Origin of the sequence: Amycolatopsis orientalis, assembly GCF_000943515.2 — a bacterium.
GTDB classification, from domain to species: Bacteria; Actinomycetota; Actinomycetes; order Mycobacteriales; family Pseudonocardiaceae; genus Amycolatopsis; species Amycolatopsis orientalis.
Genome location: NZ_CP016174.1, coordinates 8,941,791 through 8,960,395, shown reverse-complemented (window position 1 = coordinate 8,960,395; position 18,605 = coordinate 8,941,791). Strand labels below are relative to the sequence as shown.

The window sequence follows — 18,605 nt, the reverse complement described above, 5'->3', positions numbered from 1 at the left end:
CTCAGGGGTTGATGTCCCATTCGCGTTCGCGCTTGGCCTTTTCGTGCGCGGCGGCGAGCTTCTGCAGTGCCTCGGGGTCCCCGTGGGTGCTGAAGTGCTCGAACTCGACCCGCACGAACAACGCCCGCGCGCGCACCGCCACAGGACCGTCTTCGGCGTCGAGGCGCCCATCGGCGCTCACGTAGATCTTGCGGCCCGCGACGCCGTCCAGCTTCGTCGCGATGTAGAGCGTCGAACCGACCGGCACGGGCCGCAGGAAGTCCGTCTCCAGTTTCCCGGTGACGGCGGGACGACGCAGCAGGTTGCCGACGGTCGCGCCGAGCGCCTCGTCGAAGGCGCAGGCCAGCAGGCCGCCATGGGCGAGGCCGGGCGCACCTTGGTGGGCGGAGGTGACGGTGAACTTCGAGTACACCGTCGTCCCTTCGCCCACCGTGGAATGCAGGTGGAGCCCGGCCTCGATCTCGTCGCCGCACCCGAAACACTCACCGAAGTGGATGCCCAGGTGGCTGCCCGGCTGAGGGGCCTTCGGGTGGACGGTCGCCGGTTCGACTTCGACCGGCGGCCACGGCTGCGAGATACGGCTCATGGAGAAACGTTAACCCGCCGGTAGCTCCGAGGGGCCGCCGGGCGCGACCACCTCCGGCTTCCGCCGCCGCGCGATCCGCGAGTTCACGATGCCGCGCAACGACACCCCGGCCGTCTCCGGCAGCAGCAGGATCGGGATGGCCGCGATCGCCGCCGCGCCCATCAGGTAGTACGCGGGCCACAGGTTGTCGCCGGTCGAGGTCACCAGGCTGCCGATGACGTACGACGCCGTGCCACCGAACGCCGCGGTGGAAACGCTGTACCCGATGGAGAAACCGCCGTAGCGCTCCTGAGTCGGGAACATCGCCGGCAGCGTCGCCGCCAGCACCGCCAGGATCAGCACCAGCGGCACCGCGATCATCACCAGACCGAGCATGAGCTGCCAGGCGTTCCGGTCGTCCGCGGCCGCGCCCATCAAGGAGAACGCCGGGATCGGCAACACCAGGAAGCTCGCGCAACTCGCGATCAGGATGGGTTTCCGCCCGATGCGGTCGGACAGGATGCCGACCGGCACGATCAAGACGAGCATCAACGCGATGGTCGCCAGGATGATCAGCAACGGCGTATGCCCGCTGAAGCCGACCACGTCCTTGAGGTAGGTCTCCAGATACGTGATCACGATGTAGTCGGCGACGTTCAGCATCACCACGATGCCGATCAGGTGCAGGATCGACGTCCAGTGCTTCTTCAGCAAGGCCTTCAGCGGCGACTTCTCGACCTGGTTCTTCTTCTCGATCTCCTGGAACAGCGGGGTGTCCTCCAGCTTGTTCCGCAGGTAGAGACCGACGATGCCGAGCGGTCCGGCGATCAGGAACGGCAGGCGCCAGCCCCATTCGCGCATGGCGTCGTCGCCGAGGATCAGGGTGAAGATCGTGACGAAGCCCGCGCCCATCGCGAAGCCGACAAGCGTCCCGAACTCCAGCCAGCTGCCCCAGAAACCCCGGCGCCGGGCGGGGGCGTACTCGGCGATGAACGTCGCCGCGCCGCCGTATTCACCGCCCGCCGAGAAGCCCTGGATGGTGCGCAACAGGATCAGGAGGACGGCCGCGGCCGGACCGATCGTCGCGTAGGACGGCAGCAGGCCGATGATGAACGTCGACCCGGACATCAGGATGATCGTCAGCGCGAGCACCTTCTGGCGCCCGATCTTGTCCCCCAGCGGGCCGAACACGAAACTGCCGAACGGCCGCACGATGAACGTGATCGCCAAGACCGCGAAGGTCGCCAGGGCGCCTTCGGAAGTACTGGAGGCGTTGAAGAAGACCTGCCCCAGGATGGCGGGCATGAAGCCGAAGACACCGAAGTCGTACCACTCGATGCAGTTACCCATCGCCGCTCCGGCGACGGCCTTTCTGATCTGCTCCGGCGGGGCCTCCGCTGGTTCCCCTTTTTCCTGATGCGCGGTACTCAGCGCCTCTTCGGCCATGGGTTTGACCTCCCGACCCACCCGTTTACTTACCCATCGTCGACGGTTTGTTCCCTCGACCGTAGGTGTTCAAACGTCCGGGTTCAGCGCTTTGCGTCGATCGCGCGAGCGTCGTACGCCCAACCGGGTTAGGAAGCACCAGGTGAAGCCGATGTCGGAGAATTTCCGATTACTTTGGGTTATCGCTCGTGGTTCGGACTTACCGGACGAGGTCAGTGGGTCGGCGCCGCTGTCGGCGGGGCCACGGTCGACGGTTTCGTTCCGGTGGGAGCACGCGGCGGGGTGGTCGTCGCCCGGCCGGGTTGCGTGGTCTTGGGGAGGGAGCGCGTCTGGCCCGGCTTGGCGGCCGTACCGGGCACGGGCGGCTGTTCCTCGGGAGCGACCTTCGGCAGCGGCGCCTCCTCGGCGGGGGCGGGCGTGACCGGCGCGGGGGAGACGGTGGACAGTCCCGGCCCGGCGGGCGGCACCGGCACGGGTCCCTCCCCGGCGCGGCCACCCACGGCGACCGCCCCGAGCACGATCACCGCGGCCGTGGCCAGCGAACTGCCCGCCACGGCGAACCGCTTGCGCCGTCGCCGGATCCGGCCACCCCGCTCGATGATGTCCGCCGCCCGGATGCCCAGCGGGGGACCGTCGACCCCGTGCGAAAGCACGCTCTTGATGTCCTCGTCCATCTCCTCACCTCCCATCGCCGTGCACTCCGCTCAAACTCAGTTCACCGAAATGCGGACCCAGCCGTTTACGCAGGGTCGCCAGGCCCCTGGCGCTCTGACTCTTCACGTTGCCGGTGCTGCATCCCAGCGTCGCGGCCGTCTCCTCGACGCTGAGATCCTCGAAGTAGCGCAACACCAGCACGGCCCGCTGCTTCGGGGCGATGCCGGACAGGGCATGCCTGACCAGCATCTCTTGTTCGTTCCCGGCGGTCTCCGCCGGGAGTTCCGGCAGCTCGCCGGTGAGCTTCTCCCGTTTCCGCCAGACCCGCCGGTGTTCGGAGAGGAACGTCCGCAGCACGATCTTGCGCGCGTAGCCGTCGAGCGCGTCGTGCCGGGCGAGCCTCGGCCAGGCCAGATAGAGCTTGAGCAGCGCGGCCTGGGTGATGTCCTCGGCCTGATGCCAATCGCCGCACAGAAGGTACGCGGTGGCACGCAGGTTGTGCGCGCGCTCGCCGAAGTACCGGGCGAACTCGCCGTCCCACGGCGAGCCCGTCCCGGTCTTCGACGAGCGGCTCGACGACACCTAGTTACCGGCTCCTTCGACGACGGCGGGGAGGTTCAGGTCACCGGTCGGTCCGGCCGGGACCGCCTTCGGCACCCGGTGCTCGCCCGGCTTTTCGACGGCGGGGCGGGTCTTCCGGTCCGGAGCGGGCTCCGCGCGCGGGGGAGCGGTGGTCGGCAGGGGCGCCGCCGTCGGGTTCCCGGTCGGCTTCGCGGTGGGGGGAGCCGGGGCGGGCTGGGTCGTGGTCGGCGCCTGGTCGGCCGCCGCGAGCGAGGTGCCCGCCAGTGCGGCGCCGGCCGCCAGCAGCAGCGCTCCGACGGAAAGTGCGATACGAGTGCGCAAGGGTGTCTCCTCGATCCGGGCGCCGCTCATTGGCCGCGGCGCCTTACGTCGTTAGACATGCGCCCTGCCCCACTGGAGGTTGCAGTGACTTTTCCGCGCGCTGACGGAAAAATTTCGCCGGGCGCTCGACCGCAGGTCAGCGGCGGTGACATCCCAGGGCGCCCGACAAAATTCTTCCGTGGCCTCCGGCCGAAAGCGGCGCGCGGGGTGAAGTCTTCCGTCGCGCTGACGCGCTCCCGAAAGACGCATCTCGGTCAAGACACAAACGGCCGGGAGACCACGTGGGTCTCCCGGCCGCCCGGTTTCACGGAAGTGCTTCAGCTCCCGAGAGCGGACAGCTTCGTCCACTCGTCCCAGGAGTAGGTCCAGTCGCTGTAATCACGCGCCCGGTTGATCTTCTGGGTGCTGCCCTCGATCTCGACGGGGTCCCCGACGAGCGCGCCCGCCATGTACTCCTTGGCGTTCACCGGCGCGAGGTTCACGCAGCCGTGCGAGATGTTCTTCTTGCCCTGGGCCCAGATCGACTTCGCGTAGCCGTGGATGAATTCGCCGTTGGTCGAGAACCGCACCGCGGACGGGACGACGACGTTCTCGTAGTCGTAGCGCTCATTGGTCATCGAGTACGTGTCGTGCTTGGACATCACCACGTGCGTGCCGCTCGGGGTGACCCGGCCCGGGTCGGCGTCGAGGCCGTAGCTGGCCGGGTAGTCCGCGATCTGCTGGCCGTCGCGGATCACCAGGAGCCGGTGGGTCTGGGTGTTGCCCTTGACGATCTGCGAACGCCCGATGGTGAAGCTCGCCGAGCGGTCTTCCTTGCCGTACACGCCGTCGCCGATCTTGACGCCGTAGATCTTGGCGTTGAACTTCACCGTGGTGCCGGGCTGCCAGTAGGCCTTCGGCCGCCAGTGCACCGAGGTGTCGTCGTGGACCCAGGCCCAGGAGCCCTCGGTCTTCGGCGTGGTCTCGACGGAGAGCGCCTTCTCGACCGAGGCCTTGTCGGTGACCTTGCTCGGGAAGGTCAGCGTGATCGGCATGGCGATCCCGTAGGTCTGCCCGTCGAAGACGTTGATGTTCGCGCCCACCTGCTTGCGCGGTTTGACCGTGGTGAAGGCCCCGCCGATCTCGACGGGCTTGCCGTCGGTGCCGGTGGCCTTGCCGGACCACGTGTAGGACTTGCCGTAGCCGAGCTGTTCGGTGGTGGACCAGCTCTTCTTGTCTTCGGACGGCTGGCCGGCGACCTGCTTGCCCTCCGGATTGGTCAGCACGACCTGATCGAGCGTGCCGTCGGCGACACTGACCCGGATCGGCTGGCCGGGCGCGACGTCCTGCGCGCCCGCTGCCGGCTCGTAAGTCAGTTTGGCGGGCGCGGCGGGCTTCCCGCCGGTCTCGCTGTTGAGCGGGCCGCCGCCGTCCGGCCCGCTGGCCGACACCGTCGGCTCGCTGCTGCACGCCCCCAGCGTCAGTACCGCCACCAGCCCCAGTGCCGCGATCGCCGCTCGGCGGCGGGCGGTTTCAGTGAACCTCAAAGCTTCCCCTTTGCTCCCCTGTACACCGACCATGACGTCCGGACCGCCCCATAAGTTGATCCCACGGAGAGTGATGCGAGTCACAATCGGGTGGATCGTAGTTCACGATCGGGGCATGACCGACTTCGGTCCGTGTCCGACGCTGACCTCAGGTCGGCGTGCGGCGACAGGGTAGCGAGAGGGTCCGACAGAAGGCCGCGCGGTATACGACGTTCCGGTGACCTTGGCTCCGGGGGGTGCCCAGAGTCCGATCCCGGGCTTCAAATATGGCCAGATCCCGGTACTCTGCCATCAGGCCGTCGTTTTGCGTGTTCGTGGCTTCACACTCGCGGAACTTCTGACGCGAGCCATGAGCCGGTGACGCGCTCTTCGCTCGACTCGTTGGAACCGCCCGGGACGGTCTGGGTGTCGCTTCGGCGGCACTCGAAGCGGATGTGCAACGAGGAGTACAGCGGTGGCGCAAGGCACTGTGAAGTGGTTCAACGCGGAGAAGGGCTTCGGCTTCATCGCGCAGGATGGCGGCGAGGGCGACGTCTTCGTTCACTACTCGGAGATCGAGGGCCGCGGTTTCCGCACCCTCGAGGAGAACCAGCGAGTGGAGTTCGAGGTCGGTCAGGGCCAGAAGGGCCCGCAGGCCCAGAAGGTCCGCGCGATCTGAGTCCGCCCTTTCGGCGTTGCTCAGACTGATCAAAAAGCCCCCGGCGTTCTCGCCGGGGGCTTTTTCTGTGCGGTGAAAGCTTCTTCGTTCGTGCTGTTCCGTTCCGGGTGCCGCGTCAGCGGGCGACGGGCTGATCGAACGCGTTGGCGTCGAAGCGGAATTCGTCGGTGTGGGCTTCTTCGTGACGGCGCTGCTGGGCCGAGTTGGCCTGCGACTCCCACGAGAGGCGTTCGAGGATCCATTCCTGCGCCAGGGCCTGCGGCGACAGGTCACGCTCGGCGGCGGCGTCCTTGAGCTGTTCCATGGCGATGAGGTTCATCCGCAGCTGGAACACCTGCGCTTCACCGAAGCGCTTGCCGGTGCCGGTGCTTTCCGGGTCGTTCTCGGGAGCGAGGGCACGAAGGTAGCTGGTGAGTTCCGTGTCTTCGACGACCGCTTCGGCCTCCTTGGAGGCGGAGTTGCGGTGACGACCGGGGTTGACCGGCTTCAGGTTCGTGCGGCTGCCGTTACGACGGCTCAAGGAAGGAAGGGGCACCGGGCCACGATAACGGTTCGGTCTCGGCAAACCAACCACAGTGAGCCACGACACACCCCTTTTCTTTCCCCATTCGGCCCAATCCACCCAAGAAACCGATTTCCCGTGATCACTAAACGCGATCGCCGCACATCACGTAACCATCACGCGGGAGCGAAAGCGGGCCCATCGCCGCACCGGTCCGGGGCTGCCAACCGCCACCGCACGGCCCCTGGGGGGTCCGGGGGGTGGCCCCCCGGGATAGCACTACGACCCACGGCGAAGTCGCGAAGCGACGAGCAAGTGGGTCGAGACGCGACGAGCAAGTGGAATGAGACGACCCCCGCGCCAGGGGGAGGAACGCGGGGGTCGGAGGGGATCTCCACAGGCGCTGACCGGGGGTGTGTCAGCAAATCGATTGTTGCACGGTTTGCTGAGAAGGGCGAGTGGGCGCGGGCAGAATTCCGGTCGCCGCGTCACCTCTGGTTCGCCTGTGGTTCATGTGGTGCCGGTGTGCGCGTGATTGCTCTGCGTTGTGCGGAGCGTGTCGACAGGTTCACTCTCCGGGGGGCTGTGTGGCGTGGCCGGCTGTGGCTAGCCTCGCGGCCAAGCTGTTCGTTGGCCGTTTGGAGGAACCATGGGTGGGTCTGTGGAAGTTCGACAGTTCCTCCTTCGGTACGAAGGTGCCGATGGGGGTAGTTCAACGGTGGCCGGTGGTCTGCCGGCGCAGCGCACGGGTCAGGGGGATACCCAGCGGGTGTCCGATGATCAGGTGCGCCGTGCCCGGCTGGCGGTGGCCAACGGGGCGCTGGGTGTCGATGACTGTGTCCAGTTGCTGGACATGCTGGGGTTGACGCTGGATGAGGACGGGCAGGCGCCCGTCCAGCGCTGAAGTTTTCCCGAAGCCCGGTCGCGCGGTGTACTCACCGCGCGACCGGGCTTTTTTCGCGCTTGACGACCGGGCGCCCAGTTGTGTAACACTGTTATTATTCAACTGGCGGGAAGGTGGCAAGCAGCATGGGTGACGAAGCGACGATCGAGCTCGCACAGGAGATCCGGGGCACGGTGCAGGTTCTGGGCGGGAGCTTCATGACGTCTCCGGAACTCGCCGAAGTCGAGACCGAGGTGGGCCTGCCGCCGCGGACGCTGTACCTGCGAGGGCGTTCCGCGATCCTGGGTGACCCGCCGCCGAAGGTCGTCGCGGAGCTGTTCGGGATCTTCCCGCACTGGCTCTTCGAGTTCGCCCTGCCGCCCGCGATGGCCGCACTCGACGCGGCCTCCGCGGTCCGTGCCTACTCGTGGTCATCGGCGAAGTGGGGGCGAGTCAATCTTTCGGACGCCGACGACCCGGGTCGGCTGGCCGATCTGCTCTTCCGTCTCGTGGATTCCGCGGACGCGAGTGGTCTCGCGTTGTTCGCCGGCTGGCAACTCGCCGAACGCCCGGCGGACGACGTGGGGCGCCTGGCGTTCGCGCTCATGGTCTTCCGCGAGTTCCGCGGCGGTGTCCACTTCGCCGCTCTCCGCGCCGTGGGCCTGACGGTGCCCGAGGCCGTCGTCGCGGACCCTGAGGGCGGCCGTGGCCGTCTCCTGCGCACCGCGTGGTCCGAGGAGGCCGCCGACGCGCTGATCGCCGCGGCGGAGGCCAAGGGCGATCTGCGGGGGCGGTGGCGGCACGCCGAGCGGCTGACCGACGAGCGCGTGGCCGAACTTCTCGCCGTCACCCTCACGGGCGACGAGCGAGACGAGCTTCGAAGGCGTCTGAGCGCCCTGCGGGACGCCTCGGCCCTGATATCCTGAAGTCGCCGCGTTCTCGCAGGTCCCAGCCCTGTGAATCTTTTAGAGGCCCCCTGTGCGGGAGCCGAAACGGGGGTGTCCTATAGTTATGTTCGCTCCCGGGGACACCGGAGAGCGCGGGTCGGTCGGTTCGCCGAAACCGAACCGGGCTCCCATCGTCCAGCGGCCTAGGACTCCGCCCTTTCAAGGCGGCAACGCGGGTTCGAATCCCGTTGGGAGTACGCAGTACAGTTACAAAGCAGTATGCAAGGCCCTGTGGCGCAGTTGGTTAGCGCGTCGCCCTGTCACGGCGAAGGTCGCGGGTTCGAGTCCCGTCAGGGTCGCAAGATCGTTCGGCTCCTTGCCGGCGTTCCCGGCCAGGTAGCTCAGTTGGTACGAGCGTCCGCCTGAAAAGCGGAAGGTCGCCGGTTCGACCCCGGCCCTGGCCACCGCTCGCAGAACCGTCTCGACCCGGTCGAGGCGGTTTTTTCATGCCTGCACGTGGGTCGCACGGCCGGCTTGGAGGCGGCATCCTGGGCCGGTGATCTCAACTCCCGCCGGAGCAGTCTTCTTCGATGTCGACGGCACGCTTGTCCCTGAGACGAGTTCGTCGATCCACCTGGCGAATTTCCTCGGCCATCACGACGAGTTGGCTGCGGCTGAAGCCGCATACGCGGCAGGTGCCATGGACAACCGGCAGGTTTCGATAGTGGACGCGGCCGCATGGGCGGGAAGGTCCGAGAAGCAGATCCGCGGCTGGCTTGACGATCTTCCCCTTGTCGCCGGCATCCCGGAGACCGTGGCCTGGTGCCGGCGAAACAGGCTGACGCCTGTGCTGGCGACTCTCGCGTGGGCTCCGGTCGGCAGCTACCTGGCCGGCCGTTTCGGGTTCCATGCCTTCTCCGGCCCGCGGCTCGAATCCAGCCGCGGCCTGTTCACCGGACACGTCGCCCGCCACTTCGACGAGTACGGCAAGAGAGATTTCGCGCTCAGCCATGCCCGGGAACTGGGCCTGGAAGCGCACTCGTGCGCGGCGGTCGGAGACAGCCGGTCCGACCTTCCCCTGTTCGCATCCGTCGGTCTCAGCGTGGCGTTCAACGCCTCGACCGCAGCACGTGCCGTCGCGTCGGCCGTGATCGACAGCGAGGACCTGCGTGCGGTGATCCCCAGCTTGAGCCGGCTGATCGTATCGGCCTAGACCGCTCTCAGAACCGCCTCGACTCGGTCCGAGGCGGCTTTTCATACCTGAGGCCGGTCTCGGTTCGTCCACTCGACTCCGCACACAGCAGAGTGCGCGATGGCGGCCGATGTCGCAGGAGCATCGGGCGCCACCGCGCACCGCGGAACGGTCAGGACCTGGCGTCCTGCTTGCCGGTCTGCTGCTTGACCCAGTCGGCGAACGCGGTCACGTCGGTGTAGATGCCCGGCATCTCCGGGCAGCTGGCGGTCTGACCGCGGCTGGTCGCGCCGACCAGCGTCCACTTGTCGCCGGCCTTCACCACGGCAGGGCCACCCGAGTCGCCGTAGCAGGCGCTCGCCTTGCCGCCCTGGTTGTCCATGCACAGCTCGGTCTGCGCGTCATAGGCCCCGGAGCCGGAGCATCGGGAGTCTTCGGCGATCTTGGTGTCGAGCTGCTGGAGTACCTCCGGGGCGGCGCCGCAGCCGCGAGTGGGGCAGGTCAGCCCCCAGCCGATCTCCCGCACGTCGGTGCCCGGCTGCGGCGACCGGCCGATCTCGATCGGCGCCGACTCCGCCGGCCTGGTCAGGTGGACGACGGCGATGTCGTACGGGCCGGAGCCGTCGTACTTCTCGTGGACCACGAACTTGTCGACCTCGGCGATCTCGCCACCCTTGGTGTGGTCGGTGGTGTTGATGCGGTACTGCCAGCTGGCCGGTGTCTCCCCTTCGACGCAGTGCGCGGCGGTCACCAGCCACTGCGGGGCGATCAGTGACGCGCCGCAGTTGTGGTCGCCGCTCTTGGTCTGCATGGACGCCATGAAGCCGTAGGTTTCGGTCGCGTCCACGCCACCCACGATCAACGGCTGTACGCCCGAGGACGGTTCCGCGGCGGAAGCCGGCATCGCCGACCCGAGTACGACAGCGGCTCCGGCCAGCAGACCAACGACGAGGGAACGAGTCTTCACTGTTTCTCCTTCCACACCGGCGTTCGTCACCGGCTACTCGGGAAGGGTGGCCAATCGGCACTCGTCCGTGGAACTGACGAAAGTCGGTGGCCGTTGCCAGTTACCAGTTGGGGCAACGGGTTCCGGTCTTGACCTCGAGTCAGGTGGAGGTGTCAGGCTTTCGGCATGACACTCGCACCTGAACAGGTCGACGAATGGGCCGTCGACACCCTCGACCTCGACGCGTACCTCCGCCGGATCGGCCAAGAGCGCGCGAAGCCCTCCGCCGCCGCGTTGCGTGAACTGGCGAAGGCCCACGTCCTGGCCGTTCCGTTCGAGAACGTCGACGTCGTTTTGGGGCAGCACAAGGGAATCGCACTCGAAGACGTGATCGGCAAGCTCGTCCGGCGGCAGCGTGGCGGTTACTGCTACGAACTCGGCAGCCTCTTCGCCGCGGCCGCCGAACAACTCGGCTACCGCGTGCGGCGGCTCGTGGCGCGGGTGCAGCCGCAGAAGAACGGGCCGTACACGCATATGACGCTCGTGGTCGAGGCCGACGGCGTCCAGCACCTGGTCGACGTCGGTTTCGGCGCCGGGATGCTGGTGCCGATGCCGTTGGTCGACGGCGCCGTGGTGGATCAGGCCGGCTGGCCGCACCGGCTCGTCGCCGACGGCGACTGGTGGCGCCTGCAGAAATTGGAGGACGACGACTGGACCGATCTGCACGCCTTCACGCTCACGCCGATGCACCGGATCGACTACGAGGTCTACCACCACTACACGTCGACGCATCCGCGGTCGCCGTTCACCGGGCAGCTGGTGGTCATGCGCCTGGAGGAGGGGCTCAGCCGCAAACTCGTCGGCGAGGAGTTCATCGTGGAACGCCCGGACGGGAGCAAGGAGACCACCAAGGTCCCGGCCGCACGGCTCGACGCGACGCTTCGCGAGCTGGACGTCGTGCTTGCCGACGAGGAACTCGCGAAACTGCTGAAGATCTACCCAGGGTGAGGGCTCAGAGTTCGAATTCCGCGCGCTTGTCCTCGGGGACGAGGTCCTCGTACTCGCGGTGCTTCGCGATGAACGAGCGCACGTACGGGCAGTAGGGCAGGACCGACCTGCCCTGCGCCCGGACGTCGTCGAGTGCGGCGGTCACGAGCTTGCCCGCCAGGCCCTGGCCGGCGAAGTCGTCCGAGATCTCGGTGTGCAGGAACAAAATCGCGTCCGTCCGCGTACGGGTATCCAGGTGCCCGGCGGGTTTCCCGTCCACGACGATGTCGTAGCGGTCTTCTCCGGATGTGATCTCGACACTCATTCAGCCGCTCCGAAAAGTTCGTCCGGGGGCACGGGGCGGCCGAGGTGGAAGCCCTGTGCCTGGTCACAACGCAGCTCGCGCAGGACGGCGAGCTGCTCTTCGTCCTCGACACCTTCGGCGACGACGATCAGGTCGACGGCGTGCGCCATCGCGATGATGCTCTTGACGATCGCGGCCGCGTCGCGGGATTCCGCGATGCCGGTGACGAAGGTGCGGTCGATCTTGAGCGTGTCCAGCGGGAGCCGTTGCAACTGCGCGAGCGACGAATAGCCGGTGCCGAAGTCGTCGATCGCCAGCGAGACACCGAGATCCCGCAACGACGTCAGCACTTCGGCGGCCGCGGCCTGGTCCCGCATCAGCGCGCTCTCGGTGACCTCCAGGGTCAGCGCGTGCGCCGGCAGGCCGGTGGTCTTCAGCGCGTCCTGGACCGTGGGCACCAGATGCGGGTCGTCCAGCTGCCGTGCCGAAAGGTTGACTTTGAGGTTCAAGTCGACGTCGAGCCGTTCGCGCCGTTTCGCGATCTCGCGGGTGGTCGTGCGCAGGACGTGCTTGCCGATCAGGTTGATCAGGTCGCTTTCCTCGGCCAGCGGGATGAATTCGGCGGGCGAGATCGTCCCGTGCGCCGGATGTTTCCAGCGCAGCAACGCTTCCACGGCGACCATCTCGCCGGATTCGATGTCCACGACCGGCTGGTACGCCGTCCAGAGTTCGCCGTTCTGCAGGGCGTCGCGCAGGTCCTGCTCCATGCGGAGCCGCCTTTGCATCCGCTCCCGCAGCTCGACGTCGAAGAACTCGTAGCGTGCGCGGCCGAGCGTTTTCGCTTGGTACATCGCGACATCCGCGTCCCGCAACAGGTCTTCGGCGGTCCGGGTGTCGTCGTTGGCCGCGGTGACGATGCCGATGCTGGCGTCGATGTGCAGTTGCCTGCCGTTGACCGTGATGGGTTCGGTCAGCGCCTCGCGCAGATGCTCGGCCAGCGCCTTGATCTCGTCCGGTTCGGTGATCTCCGCGGTGACGACGACGAATTCGTCGCCGCCGAGCCTGCCGACGAGGTCGTTCTCGCCGATTCCCCGGCGCAGCCGTTCCCCGACGATGCGGAGCACCTTGTCGCCGACGGAATGCCCGAGGGAATCGTTGATCACCTTGAACTTGTCGAGGTCGATGAACAGCACCGTGGTCAGCTCGGCGCGGCCGGCCCCGGACAGCGCTTCGGCGAGGCTGTCGAGCACCAGCGTCCGGTTCGCGAGTTCGGTGAGCGGATCGTGCGTCGCCTCGTGGGCGAGCCGTTCGCCGATCGCGCGGCGTTCGGTGATGTCGGTGAACGACGCGACCACGGACTTCGCCGACGGGTCTTCCGGGGTCAGCAGCCTCGACGTCAGCGAGATCCAGACGTCGTGGCCGTCGCTCCTCCGCAGTCGCAGCACGACACCGTTCTGCGCGACCCGGGTGCGCCGGGTGATCACCGACGGCATCCTGGCCGGCGGGATGCGCCCTTGCTCGTCGTACAGCTCCAGCATCACGCAAGGGACGCCGATGAGGTCGTCGTGGCCGACGCCGATGATCCGGCACGCGGCCGGGTTCGCCGATTCGATGAGGCCGCCGGGGCCGATCACGACCACGCCTTCGTCGAGCGACGCGACCACCGTGCTGTAGTGCTGCTCGGCGCGCCGCCGGGCCGTTTCGTCCGCGCAGACCAGCACGAAACCGTCGTTCATCTCCGCGGCCGAGATACGGATGGCCAGTGTCGAGCCGTTGCGGTGGCGGTGGGTCGTCCGCAGGACGCCGCCCTTGCGCAGCACCGTTTCCGGGTCGAGCGCGGCACCGACGAGTTCGCTCACCGTGCCGCCGATCGCCTCCTCCGCCGTCCAGCCGTAGACGTTCTCCGCGGCCGGGTTCCAGCTGGTCACCACCCCGGCGCCGGTGGTCGCGATGATCGCGTCGCTGACGTGGCTGATCAGCGCGGCCTGGTAGCGCAGCGTCGCTTCGGCGGCCTTCTGCGCGCTGATGTCGCGCATGATGACCTGGAAAGCGGGCCTGCCTTCCCAGGTCGTCCGCACCGAAATGCTCTGGACCAGGTACTTCGTGCCGTCGAGGCGGAGCATGACGGCGTCGGCGGGCTCGGTCGACGCGCCTTGGCGATGGAGCGACGCGATCCTGTCCAGCAGGGCGGGAAGCGATTCGTCGGCGACGAAGTCCATGATCGGCCGCCCGATCAGCTCGGCCGTCGAGGACGCTCCGAGCGCGCTGACGGCGGCTCTGTTCACATACGTGACAACGCCGGCCTCGTGGACACAGACCGCGTCCGGGCTGAGTTCCACCAAAAGCCGGTAACGGTCAGTGAGATCCTCGAGGGCTTGCCGGTTCTCGCGGACGTCGGTCACGTCGGTCGCGATGCCGAGCAATCCGGAAGAACCGTTCTCGTCGCCGAAGGTGCGGGCGCGCAGGCGGATCCAGCGGATCTCCCCGGCCGGGTTCCGGAACGACTGCTCGAGTTCGAACTCGCGCCAGGGCGGCGAGGTGCGGGTGCCGGAGGTCAGCGGCGCCACCAGATCGGCGAGCCGCGACTCGATCTCGGCTTCGGCGAGACCGGACCCGCCCAGCAGATTCTCCAGTCCGGGCAGCCAGGACAGGGTCTCGTCCTCGAAGTCGTACGACCAGATGGCGGCGTGGTCGCCCGCGAGGCCGAGATCGCCGACCGGCTCGTTTCCGAGCGGTGCGCCTGTCGGACGACCGGAATTCCCGGCTCCCGGCACGGCGAGGGCGTCAGCCTCCATGATCCGTCCGAACCCCCTCTACCGGTGCTGGCACCGTCGATTACACCACCCGCGAAGGGCGCTGTATACGCGAACCGAAGGGCGACCGCCGCAGATATGCGCGAGCGCACATGAATACACGCTGTGTGACTGGGGGCCGTCAGCTTCTTCGATTGGGTGAATAATTTTTGGTTAACCTCACCCATTCGGGGGTGACGTCGGGTAAAACTACTGCTTGGCCGTTCCCGGTGCGAAAGGTTCAGCTGGTGGATGACGACGACGTTTCGGTCGCCGACCTGCTCATTCGCGAGGGCTGGGATGATCACGAGGAGTCACGGGCAAAGTCACGCTGGAGAGTTATCGCGGTCGTGATCGCCGTGGTCGTCGCCTGTGGCGCGGCCGGTGTCCTCGTCGGATTCGACGGGGATCCCGAGCAGAACGCGGCGCCGAACCAGATCAGCGTCATCGAGATGCCGAAGCGACCGTCCGAGAACCGGGGAGCCGACGCGACGTCGGCCGTCCCGACCACCGAGACGGTCGGCACCGGCGAGCGCACCGAAGGCGCTCCCTCGTCGCATGCCAGCAAGGCGACCTCCAGCCGCCGTACGTCGAGTTCGGCGGCGGCGTCGTCCTCCGGCTCCCCGGACACGACGACGACCCCGACCTCGTCGAACGGACCGGCCGACCCGCCGAGGCCGACCGGCTCCTCGGGTGTGCCGCAGCCGCCCAACCCGACCCCGCCGCCGCCCAGCACGACGCCCACCGAGGAATGCAACCTGTGGCCGAAATGGCTTTGGTGCTGATCAGGGCGCTTTGAGCAGGTCCGGCTCCCGGCGTTTGCCGAGGTGGTTGAACAGCAGGTTGAGGGTGAAGGCGACGATCGCGGCGACCGTGATCGGGCTGCCGCAGATGGTCTGCAGCCACAGCGGGAAGTGCTGGAAGAAGATCGAGTTGCCGAACCGGTTCGTGGCGAACGCGGGTAGCAGCCCGACGCCCAACGACACCGCGACGACGAAGGTGTTGTGGTTGCCGGAGAACTCCACCCGCTTCAGGTTCTGCACGCCGACCACGGCGACCATCGCGAACATGACCACCGCGACCGCGCCGATCACCGGTTCCGGTACGGCCGCGACGAACGCGCCGACCTTCGGCACCAGGCCCATCAGCACGAGCAGGCCGCCCGCCATCGCCACCACCCAGCGGCTGCGGACCCCGGTCATCTGCACCAGGCCGACGTTCTGCGCGAAAGCGGTGTCCGGGAACGAGTTCATCGTGCCGCCGAGGATGGCCGAGAGCCCGTCGGTGGCGAGGCCGCGCGCGAGGTCGGAATCGGTCGGCGGCCGTCCGGTGATCTCCCCGACGGCGACCAGGTCGGCGGTGGATTCGGTGTAGGTCACCAGCATCACGACGCACATCGAGAGCACCGCCGCGATCGGGAAGGTCGGCGGGCCGAAGTGGAACGGCGACGCGAGGCCGAACCAGTCGGCGTCGGCGATGCCCTTGAAGCTCACCAGGCCCATCGGGATCGCGGCGACCAGGCCGATCAGCAACGCCAGCAGAGGGCCGATCTGGTTGGCGAAACCGCGCAGGACCCGGGTGAACAGGATGATCACCGCGATCACGCCGAACGCGAGCGCGAGGTTGGCGGGTTTCGCGTAGTCCGGCGATCCGGTGTCGTGGCCGGCGATCAGCCCCACGCCGGGGGCGATCAGCGAGACGCCGATGACGACGAGCAGTGTGCCCGAGACCAGCGGCGGGAAGAACCGGATCATCTTCGCGAACGGTTTGGCGATGAGCAGGCCGAACACGCCCGACGCGAGCATCGCGCCGTAGACGGCCTGCATTCCGTACTGGGAGGCGATCATGATCATCGGGTTGACCACGGTGAACGTCGCACCCGCCACCACCGGCAGCCGGATACCGAAGAGCCGTCCGATGCCGACCGCCTGAATCAGCGTCGCGATGCCCGCGACCAGCAGATCCGCGTTGACCAGCAACGCGATCGTCGCCGCGTCCAGTTTCAGCGCGCTGCCCACGACGAGCGGGACGGCCACCGAACCCGCGTACATGATCGACATGTGCTGAAGGCCGAGCAAAGTCAGCTTCGGCAGCGGCGGGCGCTGGTCGACCGGGTGGACCTCTGGCGGGCTGGAGCTCATGTAACCCCCTGTGACGCGCGGGAACAACGGCGATCAAGCTAAGTCGCCCGGGATGACCGTAGCGCGTCCGCCGCATGAGGATCACGTTTCGAAGGGGCGGTCGAACGGGCCGGATCTGTGTTGAATGGACATCGGGCACAACGGAAGGAGCGCCGATGGAGACCGTCCTCGTCGTAGGAGCCGGGCAGAGCGGGTTCGGGGTGGCGACCTCGCTGCGGGACAAGGGGTTCGACGGGCGGGTGGTCCTGATCGGTGACGAACCCGGTCTGCCGTATCAACGGCCTCCGCTGTCGAAGGGCTATCTGGCCGGGACGGCGGGGGACGCCCAGTTGCGCCTGCGGGCCGAGGACTTCTTCGAGGAGAAGGGCATCGAGCTGATCGGCGGCCGCGTCGCGTCGGTGGATCGCGACGGCGCGAAGGTGGTACTGGAGGACGGGACCGTTCACCAGTACGACCACCTCGTGCTGGCGACGGGCTCGCGCAACCGCGTACTCCCGGTTCCGGGGTCTACTTTGGACGGTGTGTTCACCTTGCGCACCAAGGACGACGCCGATGTACTGCGTGCGGCTCTGGAACGCGCGGAGAACGTCGTGGTGGTCGGGGGCGGATTCATCGGCCTCGAATTCGCCGCGCACGCCGGACGGCCCGTGACGATCGTGGAGGCGCAGGACAGGCTGATGGCGCGCGTCGCGACTCCGGAGGTCTCGGCGTACTTCGCGGCTTTGCACGAGGAAGCCGGGCATACGGTCCTGCTCGGCCAAGGGGTCGCCGCGGTGCGTGGTGAGAACCGGGTGGCCGAGGTCGAACTGAGTGACGGGAGCGTCCTGCTCGCCGATCTGGTGCTGGTCGGTGTCGGAGTGGAGCCGCGGACGCGGCTCGCCGAGGAGGCCGGGCTCGCCGTGGCGAACGGTGTCGTCGTCGACGAGCATCTGCGCACGAGCGACCCGAAGATCTCGGCTGTCGGGGACTGCGCGAACTTCCCGTGCGTCCAGGCCGGGACGGCGACGCGGCTGGAGTCGGTGCAGAACGCCGTCGACCAGGCGCGGGCGGCGGCCGCGGCCATCGTCGGCGAACCGGCCCCGTACGACAGCCTGCCGTGGTTCTGGACCGATCAGCTCGGCGCGAAACTGCAGATCGCGGGGATCCTGACCGGGGCGGAGCGGACCGTCGTGACCGGCGACCGGGAGGGCGGGAAGTTCTCGGTGCTGTCGTTCCGGGACGGTGTGCTCGCCGGTGTCGAGTCGGTGAACCGGCCGCCGGACCACATCGCCGCGCGCCGCCTGTTCGCGGCGGATCCGGCGCCGCGGTTCGAGACGCTGGAAGCCAACGGGTTCGATCTCAAGGCCACCTTTGCGTCAACCCGAGGTTGACGTTGGGGGATCGTCAACCTAAAGTTGACGGCATGACCACTCCAGTTCGTCTCGACGACCTCATCTCCCACATCAAGCAGCAGCATCCCGACGGCGACGTGCTCGGCCAGCTGTCCGACGCGGTCTTCCTCGGCGAGCACCTCGGCGAGGTGGCCGACCATCTGATCGGCCACTTCGTCGACCAGGCACGGCGTTCCGGCGCGTCCTGGACCGAGATCGGCAAGAACATGGGGGTGTCCAAGCAGGCCGCCCAAAAGCGCTTTGTCGACTCCGGTGGCTCGTCGCTCGAAGACCTGGTGAAGGTGTTCGGCCGCTACACCGACCGCGCGAGGCACGTCGTCGTCGCGTCGCGCGACGAGGCCGTGGCGGCCAAGAGCCCGCAGATCGAGCCCGTGCACCTGGTCCTCGGCCTGCTGGCCGAACCGGCCGCGCTCGCCGCCGGGGCGATCGTGGCGCAGAACGTGACCCTCGATGCCGTCCGGGAGGCCGCGGTGGCGCGGCTGCCGGAACCCGTCGCCGAACCGGTGGAGGCGGCGAAGATGGCGTTCGGCGCGCAGGCCAAGAAGGTGCTGGAACTGACCATGCGGGAAGCGCTGCGGCTCGGGCACAACTACATCGGCACCGAGCACATCCTGCTGGCCCTTTTCGAAATCGAGGACCCTTTGCTCACCGAGCTGGGAATCACGAAAGCGAAGACCGAAGCGACGATCCTGCAGGCGTTGGCGGAGATCGTCGCCGCGCGCGGGAAATGACGCGGATCGCGCTCGGCGTGCTGTTCTTCGTCGCTTTCGTTCTTCTGGTCGTGAGTGTGTGAAGGCCCCCGTCTCCGACGGACGAGGGCCTTCACCG

Annotated in this window: 19 protein-coding genes and 3 tRNA genes; 10 read left to right on the top strand and 12 right to left on the bottom strand. The window is 67.7% G+C overall.

Features of this window, described 5'->3' with window-relative positions; translation table 11 throughout:
- Position 1: 1 nt before the first annotated feature.
- The 6 genes from SD37_RS39300 to SD37_RS39275 all read right to left on the bottom strand — a co-directional run bounded on the left by SD37_RS39300 (position 2) and on the right by SD37_RS39275 (position 5,127).
- The gene (locus SD37_RS39300; protein WP_020633063.1) at positions 2–586 is read right to left on the bottom strand and encodes a PaaI family thioesterase; all 585 of its coding nucleotides are present in this window, start codon (positions 584–586) and stop codon (positions 2–4) included.
- A 9-nt stretch (positions 587–595) separates the two neighbouring features.
- Positions 596–2,011, bottom strand: a complete 1,416-nt coding sequence (locus SD37_RS39295; RefSeq protein WP_044855156.1) for an MFS transporter — start codon at positions 2,009–2,011, stop codon at positions 596–598.
- Positions 2,012–2,223: 212 nt separating this feature from the next.
- On the bottom strand, positions 2,224–2,685 hold the full coding sequence (locus SD37_RS39290; RefSeq protein WP_236725212.1) for a hypothetical protein: 462 nt from the start codon (positions 2,683–2,685) through the stop codon (positions 2,224–2,226).
- 4 nt (positions 2,686–2,689) lie between these two features.
- A complete protein-coding gene (locus tag SD37_RS39285) occupies positions 2,690–3,247 on the bottom strand; it encodes a SigE family RNA polymerase sigma factor (protein ID WP_044855154.1) in 558 nt (185 codons plus the stop codon).
- Positions 3,248–3,568 (bottom strand): hypothetical protein, encoded by a 321-nt coding sequence (locus SD37_RS39280; protein ID WP_472239551.1) that lies wholly within the window; start codon positions 3,566–3,568, stop codon positions 3,248–3,250.
- A 317-nt stretch (positions 3,569–3,885) separates the two neighbouring features.
- Entirely contained in the window at positions 3,886–5,127 is a 1,242-nt protein-coding gene (locus SD37_RS39275; RefSeq protein ID WP_065913060.1) for a L,D-transpeptidase, read from the bottom strand.
- Positions 5,128–5,548: 421 nt separating this feature from the next.
- Here SD37_RS39275 and SD37_RS39270 point away from each other — a divergent pair, with 421 nt between their 5' ends.
- Positions 5,549–5,752, top strand: a complete 204-nt coding sequence (locus SD37_RS39270; RefSeq protein WP_003097368.1) for a cold-shock protein — start codon at positions 5,549–5,551, stop codon at positions 5,750–5,752.
- Positions 5,753–5,867: 115 nt separating this feature from the next.
- Here the strand turns inward: SD37_RS39270 and SD37_RS39265 are convergent, their stop codons facing one another.
- A complete protein-coding gene (locus SD37_RS39265) occupies positions 5,868–6,287 on the bottom strand; it encodes a hypothetical protein (RefSeq protein ID WP_037319189.1) in 420 nt (139 codons plus the stop codon).
- A gap of 616 nt (positions 6,288–6,903) precedes the next feature.
- On the opposite strand from SD37_RS39265, the gene SD37_RS39260 reads away from it, so the two are divergent.
- The 6 genes from SD37_RS39260 to SD37_RS39235 all read left to right on the top strand — a co-directional run bounded on the left by SD37_RS39260 (position 6,904) and on the right by SD37_RS39235 (position 9,237).
- Positions 6,904–7,158 (top strand): hypothetical protein, encoded by a 255-nt coding sequence (locus tag SD37_RS39260; protein WP_044855151.1) that lies wholly within the window; start codon positions 6,904–6,906, stop codon positions 7,156–7,158.
- A 125-nt stretch (positions 7,159–7,283) separates the two neighbouring features.
- On the top strand, positions 7,284–8,063 hold the full coding sequence (locus SD37_RS39255) for an SCO6745 family protein (RefSeq protein ID WP_044855150.1): 780 nt from the start codon (positions 7,284–7,286) through the stop codon (positions 8,061–8,063).
- Positions 8,064–8,208: 145 nt separating this feature from the next.
- Positions 8,209–8,281, top strand: a tRNA-Glu gene (locus tag SD37_RS39250).
- 28 nt (positions 8,282–8,309) lie between these two features.
- Positions 8,310–8,383, top strand: a tRNA-Asp gene (locus SD37_RS39245).
- A gap of 31 nt (positions 8,384–8,414) precedes the next feature.
- Positions 8,415–8,488: transfer RNA gene (locus tag SD37_RS39240), tRNA-Phe, on the top strand.
- A gap of 92 nt (positions 8,489–8,580) precedes the next feature.
- Positions 8,581–9,237, top strand: coding sequence for an HAD family hydrolase (locus tag SD37_RS39235; RefSeq protein WP_083255203.1), 657 nt, complete (start codon positions 8,581–8,583; stop codon positions 9,235–9,237).
- 151 nt (positions 9,238–9,388) lie between these two features.
- Here SD37_RS39235 and SD37_RS39230 read toward each other — a convergent pair whose 3' ends face one another.
- A complete protein-coding gene (locus SD37_RS39230) occupies positions 9,389–10,183 on the bottom strand; it encodes a S1 family peptidase (protein ID WP_044855149.1) in 795 nt (264 codons plus the stop codon).
- A 165-nt stretch (positions 10,184–10,348) separates the two neighbouring features.
- Here SD37_RS39230 and SD37_RS39225 point away from each other — a divergent pair, with 165 nt between their 5' ends.
- Positions 10,349–11,170, top strand: a complete 822-nt coding sequence (locus tag SD37_RS39225) for an arylamine N-acetyltransferase family protein (RefSeq protein WP_044855148.1) — start codon at positions 10,349–10,351, stop codon at positions 11,168–11,170.
- A gap of 4 nt (positions 11,171–11,174) precedes the next feature.
- Here the strand turns inward: SD37_RS39225 and SD37_RS39220 are convergent, their stop codons facing one another.
- The 4 genes from SD37_RS39220 to SD37_RS39205 all read right to left on the bottom strand — a co-directional run bounded on the left by SD37_RS39220 (position 11,175) and on the right by SD37_RS39205 (position 16,386).
- Positions 11,175–11,474 (bottom strand): GNAT family N-acetyltransferase, encoded by a 300-nt coding sequence (locus SD37_RS39220; protein ID WP_044855147.1) that lies wholly within the window; start codon positions 11,472–11,474, stop codon positions 11,175–11,177.
- Positions 11,471–14,248, bottom strand: a complete 2,778-nt coding sequence (locus tag SD37_RS39215) for a sensor domain-containing protein (protein WP_044855146.1) — start codon at positions 14,246–14,248, stop codon at positions 11,471–11,473. Before SD37_RS39215 ends, SD37_RS39220 begins: the two co-directional genes overlap by 4 nt.
- A gap of 301 nt (positions 14,249–14,549) precedes the next feature.
- Positions 14,550–14,990, bottom strand: coding sequence for a hypothetical protein (locus SD37_RS43335; RefSeq protein ID WP_065913059.1), 441 nt, complete (start codon positions 14,988–14,990; stop codon positions 14,550–14,552).
- Between the two features lie 40 nt (positions 14,991–15,030).
- On the bottom strand, positions 15,031–16,386 hold the full coding sequence (locus tag SD37_RS39205; RefSeq protein WP_044855144.1) for a nucleobase:cation symporter-2 family protein: 1,356 nt from the start codon (positions 16,384–16,386) through the stop codon (positions 15,031–15,033).
- A 155-nt stretch (positions 16,387–16,541) separates the two neighbouring features.
- On the opposite strand from SD37_RS39205, the gene SD37_RS39200 reads away from it, so the two are divergent.
- Together SD37_RS39200 and SD37_RS39195 are read left to right on the top strand one after the other, a co-directional pair.
- Positions 16,542–17,756, top strand: a complete 1,215-nt coding sequence (locus SD37_RS39200; RefSeq protein ID WP_044855143.1) for an NAD(P)/FAD-dependent oxidoreductase — start codon at positions 16,542–16,544, stop codon at positions 17,754–17,756.
- 32 nt (positions 17,757–17,788) lie between these two features.
- On the top strand, positions 17,789–18,508 hold the full coding sequence (locus SD37_RS39195; RefSeq protein WP_044855142.1) for a Clp protease N-terminal domain-containing protein: 720 nt from the start codon (positions 17,789–17,791) through the stop codon (positions 18,506–18,508).
- Positions 18,509–18,605 lie beyond the last annotated feature (97 nt).